General features: G+C 72.8%; 9 protein-coding genes. 2 read left to right on the top strand and 7 right to left on the bottom strand.

Annotation, left to right across the window (positions count from 1 at the left end):
* Window positions 1–5: 5 nt before the first annotated feature.
* Window positions 6–1,262: a 1-deoxy-D-xylulose-5-phosphate reductoisomerase gene (gene dxr / locus ACFZP7_RS25300; RefSeq protein ID WP_031019281.1), complete on the bottom strand. Its 1,257-nt coding sequence runs from the start codon at window positions 1,260–1,262 to the stop codon at window positions 6–8.
* A 142-nt stretch (window positions 1,263–1,404) separates the two neighbouring features.
* Window positions 1,405–3,369: an acyl-CoA dehydrogenase family protein gene (locus ACFZP7_RS25295; RefSeq protein ID WP_385638520.1), complete on the bottom strand. Its 1,965-nt coding sequence runs from the start codon at window positions 3,367–3,369 to the stop codon at window positions 1,405–1,407.
* Window positions 3,370–3,704: 335 nt separating this feature from the next.
* Here ACFZP7_RS25295 and ACFZP7_RS25290 point away from each other — a divergent pair, with 335 nt between their 5' ends.
* Both ACFZP7_RS25290 and ACFZP7_RS25285 read left to right on the top strand, forming a co-directional pair.
* Window positions 3,705–4,718, top strand: a complete 1,014-nt coding sequence (locus ACFZP7_RS25290; protein WP_046249502.1) for a LacI family DNA-binding transcriptional regulator — start codon at window positions 3,705–3,707, stop codon at window positions 4,716–4,718.
* Window positions 4,719–4,814: 96 nt separating this feature from the next.
* Window positions 4,815–6,857, top strand: coding sequence for a TIM-barrel domain-containing protein (locus ACFZP7_RS25285; protein WP_385635883.1), 2,043 nt, complete (start codon window positions 4,815–4,817; stop codon window positions 6,855–6,857).
* A gap of 63 nt (window positions 6,858–6,920) precedes the next feature.
* Here ACFZP7_RS25285 and ACFZP7_RS25280 read toward each other — a convergent pair whose 3' ends face one another.
* The 5 genes from ACFZP7_RS25280 to ACFZP7_RS25260 all read right to left on the bottom strand — a co-directional run bounded on the left by ACFZP7_RS25280 (window position 6,921) and on the right by ACFZP7_RS25260 (window position 14,182).
* Window positions 6,921–7,640 (bottom strand): GH12 family glycosyl hydrolase domain-containing protein, encoded by a 720-nt coding sequence (locus tag ACFZP7_RS25280; RefSeq protein ID WP_385635881.1) that lies wholly within the window; start codon window positions 7,638–7,640, stop codon window positions 6,921–6,923.
* A gap of 36 nt (window positions 7,641–7,676) precedes the next feature.
* Window positions 7,677–10,121 carry a glycosyl hydrolase family 95 catalytic domain-containing protein gene (locus tag ACFZP7_RS25275; protein ID WP_385635878.1) on the bottom strand — a complete coding sequence of 815 codons (2,445 nt, stop codon included), beginning with the start codon at window positions 10,119–10,121 and terminating at the stop codon, window positions 7,677–7,679.
* Window positions 10,118–12,094: a beta-galactosidase gene (locus ACFZP7_RS25270; RefSeq protein ID WP_385635875.1), complete on the bottom strand. Its 1,977-nt coding sequence runs from the start codon at window positions 12,092–12,094 to the stop codon at window positions 10,118–10,120. Before ACFZP7_RS25270 ends, ACFZP7_RS25275 begins: the two co-directional genes overlap by 4 nt.
* Window positions 12,095–12,179: 85 nt before the next feature.
* Entirely contained in the window at window positions 12,180–13,151 is a 972-nt protein-coding gene (locus ACFZP7_RS25265) for a carbohydrate ABC transporter permease (RefSeq protein ID WP_385635872.1), read from the bottom strand.
* Complete coding sequence (locus ACFZP7_RS25260; protein ID WP_385635870.1) at window positions 13,148–14,182, bottom strand: ABC transporter permease; 1,035 nt, start codon at window positions 14,180–14,182, stop codon at window positions 13,148–13,150. Before ACFZP7_RS25260 ends, ACFZP7_RS25265 begins: the two co-directional genes overlap by 4 nt.
* Between the last annotated feature and the right edge of the window lie 14 nt (window positions 14,183–14,196).

Raw genomic sequence — 14,196 nt, 5'->3', positions numbered from 1 at the left:
GGTCGTCATGCACGGGCCTCCGCCGTCTGTGCCGCCAGTTGCCGGGCCCGGGCGCGCGCCCAGGTCTCCGCTTCGAGGACGTCCGGGACGGTGAGCGAGGTTCCCGCACGGGGGGTGCCGTGTTCCTCGACCACGCGCGTGACGGTCTCCATGATCCCGAGGAACGGCAGCGCGCCGGAGCGGAACGCCTCGACGCACTCCTCGTTGGCGGCATTGAACACCGCCGGGGCCGTGCCCGCGAGCTGCCCGACGTGCCGGGCCAGGTTCACCGACGGGAAGGCCTCGTCGTCGAGGGGGAAGAACTCCCAGGTCGACGCCTTGCTCCAGTCGAAGGCGGGCGCGGCGTCCGGGACGCGTTCGGGCCAGCCGAGGCCCACGGCGATGGGCCCGCCCATGTCGGGGGGCGTGGCGTGGGCCAGTGTCGATCCGTCCGTGTACTCGACCATCGAGTGGACATACGACTGCGGGTGCACGACCACCTCGATGCGGTCGAAGGGAATGTCGTAGAGGAGGTGCGCCTCGATCACCTCCAGGCCCTTGTTGACGAGGGTGGCGGAGTTGATCGTGATCACCGGGCCCATGGCCCAGGTGGGGTGGGCGAGGGCGTCCTCGACGGTGACGCTCGCCAGCTGCTCCCGGGTCCGTCCCCGGAAGGGGCCGCCGGAGGCGGTGACGACCAGCTTGCGCACGTCGGCGCGGGTGCCGGCGGCCAGCGCCTGGAAGAGGGCGGCGTGCTCGGAGTCGACCGGGATGATCTGCCCCGGCTTGGCGAGGGCCTTGACCAGGGGGCCGCCCACGATGAGCGATTCCTTGTTGGCGAGCGCGAGGGTGCGGCCCGCCTCCAGGGCGGCCAGGGTCGGGGCGAGCCCGATGGAGCCCGTGATGCCGTTGAGGACGGTGTGGCAGTCGGAGGCGGCGACCTGGGTGGCCGCCTCCGGTCCCGCGAGGATCTCGGGCAGCGGCTCCCCGCCGCCGTACCGCGCCCGCAGGGCCTCCCGCAGCGCCGGTACGACGTCCTCGCGGGCGACGGCGACGGTCCGCGCCTTCAGTCGGTACGCCTGCTCGGCGAGGAGGGCGACCCGGCCGCCGTTGGCGGACAGGGCGGTGACCCGGAAGCGGTCCGGGTTGCGCAGCACGAGGTCGATGGCCTGGGTCCCGATCGACCCGGTGGACCCGAGGATCACCACGTCCTTCGGGCCGTCGCCCGCCACCGGGTCGTACACGAGGTGGGGGTCGGCGAGGGGGGCTGGACTGTCGCTCATTCCCCCATTGTGGCCGCAACGGCCCTCCGCGAGGACAGCGCGTCCCTCGCACGGGTGTCGCGGTACCGCGGGAAGGGGGCGCGGCCCCCGTCCGCCCGGGTCGGCGCGGGCGGGCGGGGCCGTGTCGGCGGACCGTCGGCGCTCAGCCGATGGGGCGGCGGACGTTCTCCCTGGTGCTCGGGCCCGGTGTGGCGTCCGCGATCCACGGGCCGTCGCCCGACGGGTCGACGACCCCCTCCTCCAGCCACTCGTACGCGCCGCCCAGCACGCCCTTGACCACCTTGCGGTCGAGGTCGTCGGTGTTGGTCCACAGGCGGCCGAAGAGTTCCTCGACGCGGATGCGGGCCTGGTGGCAGAAGGCGTCGGCGAGTTGGTACGCCTCGCGGCCGTGGTCGCCCTCGGCGCGCAGGTGTTCGGCGCGGACGCAGGCGGCGCTCATGGCGAACAGCTCGGCGCCGATGTCGACGATCCGGCCCAGGAAGCCCTGCTTGGTCTCCATCCGGCCCTGCCAGCGGGACATGGCGTAGAAGGTGGAGCGGGCGAGTTTGCGGGCCGCGCGTTCGACGTAGCGCAGATGGCCGGAGAGGTCCCGGTGGCCGGTCGGGTGGAAGTCGGCGTAGGAGCGCGGGAGCTGTCCGGGGCCGGCGACCAGCTTCGGCAGCCACTTGGCGTAGAAGACGCCGGCCTGCGCACCCGCCCTCGCCTTGTCGGAGAGGCTCTTGTCGGGGTCGATCAGGTCCCCCGCGACCGAGAGGTGGGCGTCGACGGCCTCGCGTGCGATCAGCAGGTGCATGATCTCGGTGGAGCCCTCGAAGATGCGGTTGATGCGCAGGTCGCGCAGGAGTTGCTCGGCGGGGACCGCGCGCTCGCCGCGGGCTTCGAGGGAGGCCGCGGTCTCGAAGCCGCGGCCACCGCGGATCTGGACCAGCTCGTCGGCCATCAGGCAGGCCATCTCCGAGCCGTAGAGCTTGGCGAGGGCGGCCTCGATGCGGATGTCGTTGCGGTCCTCGTCGGCCATCTGGGAGGAGAGGTCGAGGACGGCTTCGAGGGCGAAGGTGGTCGCCGCGATGAAGGAGATCTTGGAGCCGACCGCCTCGTGCAGGGCGACCGGCTTGCCCCATTGCTCGCGTACCGCCGACCACTCGCGGGCGATCTTCAGGCACCACTTGCCGGCGCCGACGCACATGGCGGGCAGGGAGAGGCGGCCGGTGTTGAGGGTGGTGAGGGCGATCTTGAGGCCGGCGCCCTCCGGGCCGATGCGGTGGGCGGCGGGCACGCGCACCCGGTGGAAGCGGGTGACGCCGTTCTCCAGGCCGCGCAGGCCCATGAAGGCGTTGCGGTTCTCGACGGTGATGCCCTCGGAGGCGGCCTCCACGACGAAGGCGGTGATGCCGCCCCTGGCGTCCGGGCCGCCCTCGCCGTCGGCGGGCTTCGGGACGCGGGCCATGACGACGAGCAGGTCGGCGACGACGCCGTTGGTGGTCCACAGCTTCACGCCGTCGAGGACGTAGTCGTCGCCGTCCCGGACGGCCGTGGTGGCCAGGCGCGCGGGGTCGGAGCCGACGTCCGGTTCGGTGAGCAGGAAGGCCGAGATGTCGGTACGGGCGCAGCGCGGCAGGAAGGTGTCCTTCTGCTCCTGGGTGCCGAACATCTTCAGCGGTTGCGGCACCCCGATCGACTGGTGCGCGGAGAGCAGCGCGCCGATCGCCGGGTTCGCCGATCCGACCAGGGCGAGGGCCTTGTTGTAGTAGACCTGGGTGAGGCCGAGACCGCCGTACTTGGTGTCGATCTTCATGCCGAAGGCGCCCAGCTCCTTCAGCCCGGTGATCACGTCGTCCGGGATGCGGGCGTCGCGCTCGATCACCGCCCCGTCGATCTTCGTCTCGCAGAAGTCACGCAGCTTGGCCAGGAACTCCTCGCCGCGCTGGACGTCCTCGTCGGCGGGGAGCGGGTGGGGGTGGACGAGGTCGAGGCGGAAGCGGCCGAGGAAGAGTTCCTTGGCGAAGCTCGGCTTGCGCCAGTGCTGTTCGCGGGCCGCCTCGGCGACCTGGCGGGCCTCACGTTCGGTGACGGTGGGTCGGGAGGAGGGGGTGGTGGGGGCGGACATGAGGCTCACCTCGCCGCGTATCGGCATCGGGGGACGGTACGTCCGTGGAGCTCACCGCGGTCCGCCGTACGCGGGTCGCCGTACGCGGACTTGGGGACGTACGTTACTTCTCGGTGCTACCCGATCGTATGTACCCGATCCCGGAGGACCCCACCACCCCTCGTGCGGCCGTTCGGCCCCAAGACGGCGGGGAGGGACGCCGGAGGAAGAAGCTGTCGAAGCGCTTCGACGCCCTATGGACACCTACTCCCGGCACGGCTACTGTCGAACCACCCTCACCCGCTAGTGTCCGCCCCCTGCGCAGTCGAAGCGCTTCACACGTCTTGGAGAGCTGGATGGTCACCCTCGCCGAGGTCGCCCAGCACGCCGGAGTCTCGGCGAGCACGGTGAGCTATGTCCTCAGCGGCAAGCGGTCCATCTCCACCACCACCCGCCGGCGGGTCGAGGAGAGCATCAGGAAGCTCGGCTACCACCCGAACGCCGGCGCGCGTGCCCTGGCCAGCAGCCGGTCCAACATCATCGCGCTGATGATCCCGCTGCGCACGGACATGTACGTACCGGTGATGATGGAGATCGCCGTCGCCGTCGCGACCACCGCGCGCACCCACGGGTACGACATCCTGCTGCTCACCGGCGAGGAGGGCCCCGACGCGGTGCGCCGCGTCACCGGCAGCGGACTCGCCGACGCGATGATCCTGATGGACGTCGAGCTGGACGACGAGCGGCTGCCGCTGCTGCGGGGCACGGACCAGCCGTCCGTGCTGATCGGTCTGCCCGCCGACACCACCGGGCTGACCTGCGTGGACCTCGACTTCCGGGCCACCGGCGCACTGTGCGTGGAGCACCTGGCCGACCTCGGGCACCGCGACATCACCGTCATCGGTGAGGCGCCGGCGGTCTACGAACGGCACACCGGCTTCGCCGAGCGCACGCTCGACGGGCTGCGCACCCGCGCGCGGGAACTGGGCCTCCGGCTGCTGCACCGGCCGTGCGAGGGCGGGTACGACGCGATGGCCGCCACCCTCGCCCGGGTCTTCGACGAACGCCCGGACACCACCGGGTTCGTCGTGCAGAACGAGTCGGCGGTCGAACCGCTGCTCGCCCTGTTGCGCCAGCAGGGCCGGGCGGTGCCCGAGGACGTGTCGGTCGTCGCGGTCTGCCCCGAACAGGTGGCCACCCAGGCGTCGGTGCGGCTCACCTCCGTCGCCCTGCCCGCCCACGAGATGGGACGGCGCGCCGTGGAGCAGTTGGTCGCCAAGCTCGACGGGCACGGCGGCGACGAGGTCGTGCTGCTCGCGCCGGAGCTGACGGTGCGGGCCAGCTCGGGGCCGGCGCCCGTCCGGCCGTAGCGCTCTTCGTCGCACGGGCGGCGCGTACGGACGCCCCGCGGCGCGGCGCCCGCAGGACCTCTTCCCTCCGCAGGAACTCCCCCAGGAGCGTGCCTCGTGACCCAGCCTGCCCAGACACCGCCCAAGGTCAGCCTCGCCCAGTCCTCCCCCACCGTCGGCACGTTGCGCGAGCGGGACGGGGCGCTGGAGTGGAGCGGCCGACAGGAGACCGTGCGGATCGAGCCGTGGGGCCCGGACGCGGTCCGGGTGCGGGCCCGGCTCGGCGGCCCGGTGCTGGACGACCTTCCGGGCGCCCTGCTGCCGGACCCCCCGGGGACCGGGAGCACCGTCAAGATCGAGGACGGCGCGGGCTCGCTGACCGTCGGCGCGCTGACCGTGGAGGTCGACGCCGAGGGACTGGTCCGTTACGTGCGGACGGCCGACGGCGTGGAGCTGCTGGCCGAGGAGCGCGCCCACTTCTGGTGGCCCGGACCGCGCCTGTACACGGCCGTCGGCAACGGGTACCACCGGCTGGAGCAGCGGTTCGCCGCCCACGACGACGAGAAGCTGTACGGCCTCGGCCAGCACCAGCACGGCCGGCTCGACCAGAAGGGCCTGGTCGTGGACCTGGTCCAGCGCAACGCCGAGGTGTCCATACCGGTCCTCACCTCCAGCCGCGGCTACACGCTGCTGTGGAACAACCCGGCGATCGGCCGCGTGGAGCTGGCCCGCAACGGCACCCGCTGGGTCGCCGACTCGGCCCGCCAGATCGACTACTGGATCACCGCCGGCGCCCCGGCCGACACCCAGCGCCGCTACAGCGCGGTGACCGGCCGCACGCCGATGCTGCCCGCCTGGGCGGCCGGTTTCTGGCAGTGCAAGCTGCGCTACCGCACCCAGGACGAACTCCTCGCCGTGGCCCGGGAGTACAAGCGGCGCGGGCTGCCGATCGACGCGATCGTCTGTGACTTCTTCCACTGGACGCACCTGGGCGAGTGGAAGTTCGACCCGGCCGAGTGGCCGGACCCGGCGGCCATGGTCCGGGAACTGGAGGAGCTGGGCATCAAGCTGGTGGTCAGCGTCTGGCCGTCGGTGTCCCCGCTGAGCGAGAACCACCCGGTGATGGAGCAGCGCGGCTACTTCATCGGCACCCAGTACGGCCCGATGGCGCACGCCGACTGGCCGGACAAGGAGGTGGCGTCGACGGTCCAGGTGGCCTTCTACGACGCGACCAATCCCGAGGCCCGTGATTTCGTGTGGTCGCGGGTCAAGGAGAACTACCTCGATCCCTACGGCATCACCGCCTTCTGGCTGGACGCCTGCGAGCCCGAGCTGAAGCCCGGCTTCCCGGAGAACCTGCGCTACTGGGCGGGCCCGGGCCTGGAGGTCGGCAACCTGTACCCGGCCGAGAACGCCCGCGCCTTCGACGAGGGGCTGCGCGCCAGTGGCGTGGACGAGGTGATCACCCTCAACCGCTCGGCGTGGGCCGGCAGCCAGCGCCACGGAGCCGCGCTGTGGTCCGGCGACATCGGCACCGACTTCGCCACCCTGCGCCGCCAGATCGCCGCCGGCCTGAACACCGCGCTGTCCGGCATCCCCTGGTGGAACACGGACATCGGCGGGTTCCACGGCGGCGACCCGGACGACCCGGCCTACCGCGAGGTGCTGGTGCGCTGGTTCCAGTTCGGCGCGCTGTCCCCGCTGATGCGCCTGCACGGTTTCCGCGACCCGGGCATGCCGCTGGGCCCCGACATGACCGGCGGGCCGAACGAGGTCTGGTCCTACGGGCCGGAGGCGTACCCGATCCTGGAGAAGTACCTGCGCCTGCGCGAACGGCTGAAGCCCTACGTCCTGGACGTCATGCGGGAGGCGCACGAGGAGGGGCTTCCGGTGATGCGGCCGCTGTTCCTGGAGTTCCCCGGGGACGAGGCCGCCTGGGACGTCGACGACGCCTACCTCCTCGGCCGCGACCTGCTGGTGGCGCCGGTGCTGACGGCCGGGGCCACGGTGCGCTCGGCCTACCTTCCGTCGGGCGCGCGCTGGACGGACGCGTGGACGGGCGAGACGTACGAGGGCGGGGCGGTGGTCACGGTGGACGCGCCGCTGGACCGCATCCCGCTGTTCCTGCGGGACGGTGCGCGGCTGCCGGTCGCGCGGTAGGGCGGACGCGGCACGAGGGGCCGGCCCCGGCGGGACCGGCCCCTCGGCCGTGGTGCGGCGGGGTCAGCCGCCGCTGACCGTCAGGCTGTGGGTGCGGAAGTCGAGGCCCCCGGCGGACGAGGTGATCTCGTAGCCGAACTGCACGTCGCCGATGGTCTCGTTGCCCATCCAGCCCTTGGTGTCCTTGATCCACTTCAGGATCGGCAGGATGTCCACGGTGCCGGTGTTCGAGTCCGAGGTGCGCAGGAACGAGAAGACCTCGTTGGCGCCGTTGTCGCCCTTGTAGACGTTCCAGGAGTGGCCGCCGAGCGTGACCGAGCCCTGGGGGCTGCCGAGCGGGCCGACGGCCCCGTGGTGGTTGACCCAGAGCATGATCTCGTAGTCGTGGTCCGTGTCCCAGATGTCGTACGACGTGTTGTAGGCGCCGGACGACGGGACGGTGACGTCGTAGCTGCTGCGGAGCGAGCCGAGGGAGACGATCGGCTTGTTGATCACCTTCTTGGCGTTCGGGTAGGACTTGATGCCGCCCGTGTTCGGGTGGTCGGCCCAGACGCCCCAGTCGGTGCCGGAGTTGGCCCAGACGCACTGACTGCCGGCGCCGGAGCCCCAGATGTTGTTGTAGAGGGTGTAGCCGTTCAGGGTGGTGTTGCCCCACTGGTCGCAGGTGTTCCAGACGGCGGCCTGGGCGGGGGCGGAGGCGAGCCCGAGGGTGGCCGTGAGGGCCAGGGCCGGGGGCAGCAGGGCGGTCAGGGCGCGGGTGCGGGGGCGGGTGCGTGGTGCCATGGCGTTCCTTCCACGGGTGGGGGGAATCGGGTGGCGCTACCGCGTCGCGAGGCTGATGACGCGGTCCTCCCCGGCGACCAGGTCGAGCGGTTCGGCGCCGGAGGGAGTCCTGAGTTCGATGCGGTGCGCGCGAGCGGGGCGCAGCACGGCCGTCGCGCTGCCGTCGGCCTTCCAGGCGAGGTCGATCTCCGCTCCGAAGCGGGTGCGTACGCCCTTCAGCTCGCCCTCGCGACAGGTGTCCGGGAGGGCGGGGAGCAGGACCAGCCGGTCCGGGGTGGACTGCACCAGCATCTCGACGATCACGGCCGGGAGGGCGTGCGCGGCGTCCGCGTTGTAGACGTCGCGGCGGGGGTAGTGCGCGCTCATCAGGGACGGGTGGAAGAAGTCACCGCCGAGCACCCGGCCCAGGGCGTGGGCGACCCGTTCGCCGTCCCGCAGACGGGCCGCGACGAGGGCGTGGTGCAGGTGGCCGTGGGCGGAGTCGTTCTCGGCGCCGCGCAGTTCGAGGGCGCGGTGGGCGGCGGCGGCGAGCCGGGGGGTGTCGTACGGGTTGATCTCGTCGAGCGGCCAGACGCCGTAGAGGTGGCTGAGGTGACGGTGGTCGTAGGTGTCCGCCAGGCCGGGCAGGGCCCATTCGGCGAGGGCTCCGTCGGTGTTGACGCGGTGCGGCGGGAGACGGTCGGCGAGGGCGCGCCAGCGGTCGGCGTGCTCGGGGTGGCGGTCGGCGGCGGTCAGCAGGGCGTGCCGGGCGGCGGAGAGGTCCATGGCCGCGTTGACGGTGCCCCAGCCCGCGTTGGCCGGGCGGTTCTCCGGTGAGTAGGAGGGGACGACGACCACCTGGCCCCGGTCGTCGGTGCGGGTGAGGAAGTCCTCGTAGAACAGGGCGACTTCGGCGAGCGCGGCGGTGGTGCGGGGATCGCGGGTGCCGTACGTCTCGTCGTGGTCGACGAGTGGTTTGAGCAGCCAGTCGGCGCCCGCCGTCCACAGGTGCAGCGGGTATTCGCGGCTGAAGTGGTAGGTGTGGCCGCTCTCGCCGTCGGTGTGGGAGGGGGCGACGACGCCCCGGGTGCCGAAGATCGCGCGGGCGTTGTCCCGCCAGTCGGCCAGCTGCCGGTGGACGAGGGCCGCGTGGGCCTCGGTCACCTCGGGCAGCGCGGCAGCGGCGGCGGAGGCGGTCTGGAGGTTGAGGTTGGCGTTGGTGGTGAACGCTCCCGACCAGGCCGTGTCCCAGTCGCCGGTCCACAGGCCGGTCAGGCGGGGCGGGAGCATCCCGCCGGCGGAGAGCAGGTGGTAGCGGCCGGCCGCGAAGAGGCGTTCCAGCAGGGCCGTGCTGTGCGGGCGCTCCAGCAGCGCGGAGCCGGGGAGGGCGCGTTCGGCCGGGTCGGCCGCGAGGTCGAGGGTGACCCGGCGGTAGGCGGTGCGGTGCGCTTCGAGGTGGCGGGCGAGGAGGGCGTCGTACTCCGTCCCGTCGAGCAGGTCGCGCAGGGCGCGGCCCTCGGCGACCACGTCCAGCTCGCCGGTGTGCCGGCGCACCCGGGTGAGGAGCAGGACCTCCGTGGCTCCCTCGACGAGGACGCCGGGCGGGACCAGCTTCGTGGTGCCGCCGGTGACGGCGACCAGGGTGACGCCGGTGTACGCCACGTCGCTGCCCGGGTAGCGGGCGCGCAGGCTGAGCAGGGCGCCCTCGGGGGTGAGCACGGCTCCGTGGCCGATGCCGAGACCGGCGGGGGCGCCGGGGAGGCGGGGGTCGAGGGACAGGTCGAGGGTGAGGTGCGGGTCGGTGACGCGCTGGACGATCACGTCGTCGGCGCGGGAGACGAAGACCCGGCTGGTCCAGGTGGAGCGGGTGGCGGTGACCTCGCCGGTGGTGAAGTCGACGTCGCGGCGGTAGGCGGCGCGGGGGTCGCCGGGGGGCCGGTTCAGGCGGAGCTGGAAGGCCGGGTGGAAGGGGCGTACCCAGCGCAGCGGGCGGCCGTCGGTGAAGGTCTCGGCGGCGGTGGTGTCGCCGGAGAGCAGGCGGTCCTGGAGGGCGGGGAGTTCGGCGGCCAGACGGGGTGGGCGGCGGTCCTCGTCGTCGCCGCCCGGGCGGACCAGGGTGTGATGGGTGACGATGACCCGGTCGGCGTCCGGATCCCCGAACACCATGGCTCCGTGGCGGCCGTTGCCGCTCAGGAAGGCGTCCTCCCAGCGGGCGGCCGGGGCGGGCTCCCAGGTGCCGTGCACGGGGCGGTCGGTTCCGGTGGGGGACGGGCCGCCGGCCACGGGGGCGGTCGCGTGGGCGGGGGCGGTCGCGCGGGCGCCGGGAGCCGGGGCTCCGGGCGTGACGGGGGCGGTCGCGCGGGCGCCGGGAGCCGGGGCTCCGGGCGTGACGGGGGCGGTCGCGCGGGCGCCGGGAGCCGGGGCTCCGGGCGTGGCGGGGCCGGGCGCATCGGGCGTGGCGGGGCCGGGCGCACCCGGCGTCGGCGTGGGCGTGGGCCTCATGAGGGACGCTCCGTGAGGACCGCGACGCCGTGGCGGGCGAGGGTGACGCGGTCGGTGACGGTCTCGCCGGTCAGCAGGTCGCGGTGGGTGCCGGGGAGGTCGACGGTGACCGTGTCGCGGCCGTGGTGGAGGAGGAACAGCAGGTCTCCGCGGCGTACGGCCTCCACGCCGGCCGGGAGGCCGTCGAGCACCGGCCGGACGCCGGCCTCCGCGCAGACGCGGGCCAGCAGGTCGCGCAGCGCGGCCGGTTCCGGGAGGGTCGAGAGGTACCAGGCCCGCCCCTTGCGCAGGACGGCCGGGAGCCCGTCGAGTTCACCGCCCCGGTAGGGGACGGTCTCCGCGGCGGTGCCGTCCGGTTCGATCTCCTCCGACCACAGGGTGCCCCGGAAGCCTTCGCAGGCGGCCGTCTCGTCCGCCTCCAGCGGCCACCACTCGTGCAGGGTGCGGATGCCGAACAGCGCGCGCAGCCGCGCGTCCATGCCGCCGGGCCTGACCCGGTCGTCCTGGTCGGCGACGCCGGTGAGGAAGCCGCAGACGAGGGTCCCGCCGCGGCGGACGTGGGCGAGGAGGTTGTCGACCGCGGCGTCCGTGAGGGCGTAGAGCTGGGGGACCACGACCACCCGGTAGGAGGTGAGGTCGTGCTCGGGGTGGGCGAAGTCGGTGGTGAGCCGGCCCTCCCACAGCGCCCGGTGCCAGGCGTGCAGGACGTCCGGGTAGCCGAAGCGGGTGGAGGGGCGGGCCTCCTGGTCGCCGGCCCACCAGGAGTGCCAGTCGTGCAGCACGGCGACGTCCGCGGCGGTGCGGGTGCCCGCCACGTGCGGCCCGAGCCCGGCCAGGTCGGCACCGAGCCGCTTGACCTCCTGGTACGTGCGGCCCTCCTCCCCCGCGTGGCCGACCATGCCGGAGTGGAACTTCTCCGCGCCCTGCCGCGACTGGCGCCACTGGAAGTAGCAGACGGCGTCCGCGCCGCGGGCCACCGCCTGCAGCGACCACAGGCGGTTGAGGCCGCGCGGCTTGGGGTGGTTCGCCCCGCGCCAGTTGACGGGGCCGGCCGCCTGTTCCATGAGCATCCACGGTCCGCGCGCCTGGGAGCGGGTCATGTCCTGCACCAGGGCGCCGTGCTGGGCGCCGAGCGGGTCGCGCGGGTCCGGGTAGAGGTCGACGGAGACGACGTCCTCCTCCTCGGCCCAGCGCCAGGCGTCCTGACCGTGCCACAGCGGCATGAAGTTGGTGGTCACCGGCAGGTGCGGGGTGTGGCGGCGGACGATGTCGCGTTCCGCGGTGAAGCACTCCAGGAGCATGTCGGAGGTGAAGCGCCGGAAGTCCAGCACCTGGGTGGGGTTCTTCAGGTAGTGGGTGCGGCGGGCCGGCAGGATCTCGTCCCAGTCGCCGTACCCCTGGCTCCAGAAGGCGGTCCCCCAGGCCGTGTTGAGGGCGTCGAGGGTGCCGTACCGGTCCCGGAGCCAGCGCCGGAAGCGGACGGCGGCCTCGTCGCCGTGGTCGAAGGTGCAGTACTCGTTGTTGACGTGCCACATGGTGAGCGCGGGGTGGCCCGCGTACCGGGCGGCCAGGGCCTCGGTGATGGCGGCGGCGTGCCGGCGGTAGGTGCCGCTGGAGTGCGAGAAGTGCTGGCGGCCGCCCCACCGCTCGGTGCGGCCGTCCTCGTCCACGGGCAGCGTGTCCGGGTGGAGCCGGCCCAGCCAGGGCGGCGGCGAGGCGGTGGGGGTGGCCAGGACGACGCCGATGCCGCCGGCGTGCATCAGGTCCATGAGCCGGTCCAGCCAGCCGAAGTCGTGCACCCCGGGCCGGGGTTCGAGCCGCGACCAGGAGAAGACGCCGAGGGTGACGGAGTTGACCCCGGCGGCCCGCATCAGGCGCACGTCCTCGGGCCAGGTCTCCTCGGGCCACTGCTCCGGGTTGTAGTCGCCGCCGAAGAGGATGCGGTCGCGGGTCGTGTCGGTGAGGCTCGGCATGGCGTGGGCGCTCCGTACGGGGACGTGGGGGTACGAGGAGGACTCGAAGGGCGCGGGGGCACCGTGCGCCCCGGCCGCGCGGGCGTCACCCCTTCACCGCACCGGTCAGCATCCCCTTCTTGAAGTGGCGCTGGACGAAGGGCGACAGGACGGCGACGGGCAGCAGGGCCATGACCATGACGGCCATCTGCACGGCCAGGCCGGACAGTTCCCCGGTCTTGATCGCCTGGCCGAGACCGACCGGCGCCTCCTGCTTCTGGACGAGCTGGATCATCACGTTCTGCAGCGGCAGCATGTCCTGGTCGTTCAGGTACAGGGAGGCGTTGAACCAGGCGCTCCAGTAGCCGACGGCGTAGAACAGGGTGATCACCGCGACGACCGCGCGGGACAGCGGCAGGACGATCCGCCACAGGATGCGCACGTCCCCGGCTCCGTCGATGCGGGCGCTGTCGATCAGTTCCTGGGAGATGCCCATGAAGAAGCCGCGCAGCACCAGGATGTTGAAGACGCTGATCGCGCTGGGCAGGATCAGCGCGAGGTAGCTGTCGGTCAGGCCCAGGGACTGGACCAGCAGGTAGGTGGGGATGAGGCCGGCGCTGAAGAACATGGTGGCCAGCAGCACCATGAGGATCCAGCGGTGGCCCAGTGAGCCGCTGCGGGACAGCCCGTAGGCGCACAGCACCGACACCGCCATCGAGAACAGGGTGCCGACCAGGGTGACGCCGATGCTGACGAGCGCGGCCCGGGTGACCTGGCCGCCGCTGAGCAGTTCCTGGTAGGCGACGAAGGTGATGTCCGTCGGGACCATCACCAGGCCGCCGGCCTCGTCGATGGCCTTGCGGGAGGAGAGGCTGGTGACGACGACGATCCACAGCGGGAACAGGATGCCCAGGCAGGCCAGGAGCAGGACCAGTCCCTTGCCGGCGAGTCCGGCCCGGCTGGGCTTCTCCTCCCACACCGGGCGGGGCGGGGCCGCCCACCGGCTCGGCCGGCGCGCGGGGCCCCCGGTCGCGGCGGGCGCTTGCCGGGCGGCGGTCGTTTCGCGTACGGCGGTCACTTCTTGTACACCCCCTGCTCGCCCATGAGGTGGGCCACCTTGTTCGCTATCAGGACCAGGCCGAGACTGATCACGCCCTTCACCAGCCCCGCGGCGGCGGCGTAGCCGAAGTCCTGGTTGCGCACGCCGTTCCACCACACGAAGGTGTCCAGGACTTCGGCGGCCCCTGGTCCGACGGCGTCGCGTTGCAGCAGGATCTGCTCGAAGCCGACCGTCAGGGCGTCGCCGACGCGCAGCACCAGCAGCAGGGCGATCACCGGGCGCAGCGCGGGCAGGGTGACGTGCCATATGCGGCGCCAGCGGTTGGCGCCGTCCATCGCGGCGGCCTCGTACAGGTCGGGGCTGACCGAGGCGAGCGCGGCGAGGAAGACGATGATCCCCCAGCCGGCGTCCTTCCACACGCTCTGCGCGGTGACCAGGAACTTGAAGGTGTCCGGGTCGGTCATGAGGCTGAGCCCGTCGTACCCGTGGTCGCGCAGCAGCTGGGAGAGGAGTCCCGCGCCGCCGAGGAGCTGCTGGAAGACGGCGATCACCAGCACCCAGGAGAAGAAGTGCGGCAGGTAGAGGACGGCCTGCGCGATGGCCCGGACCCGGGGCCGGACCACGCTGTTGATGAGCAGCGCGAGCAAGATGGGGACGGGGAAGTACAGGACGAGCTGGAGCACGAAGAGCACCAGCGTGTTCCGCACCGAGTTCCAGAAGGCGGAGTCCTCGAAGATCCGCTGGAAGTTCTCCAGCCCCACCCAGGGGCTGTGCAGGATGGAGACGACCCCGTTGTCGCTGAGGTAGGGGTCGTACTCCTGGAAGGCGACGACGTTGCCGAGGATCGGTACGTAGTTGAAGAGCAGTACCAGCAGGACGGCCGGCAGCGTCATCAGCAGCAGTGCGCGGTCGCGCCGGAACCTCAGTCGCAGGCTGGGCTTCCCCGTGCTCGGCCCGCCCTTCCGGGGGCCGGTGGCGTCGCCGGACGCCACCGGGGTCTTCTTCGTCTCGGCCTCGGCGCTGGTCCGAGGCACCGTGCTGTTCGACACGGCCGTTCTCCTCG

Source organism: Streptomyces sp. SudanB5_2050 (assembly GCF_964272335.1).
GTDB classification, from domain to species: Bacteria; Actinomycetota; Actinomycetes; order Streptomycetales; family Streptomycetaceae; genus Streptomyces; species Streptomyces rochei.
This window is presented reverse-complemented; position numbering and strand designations above follow the sequence as displayed.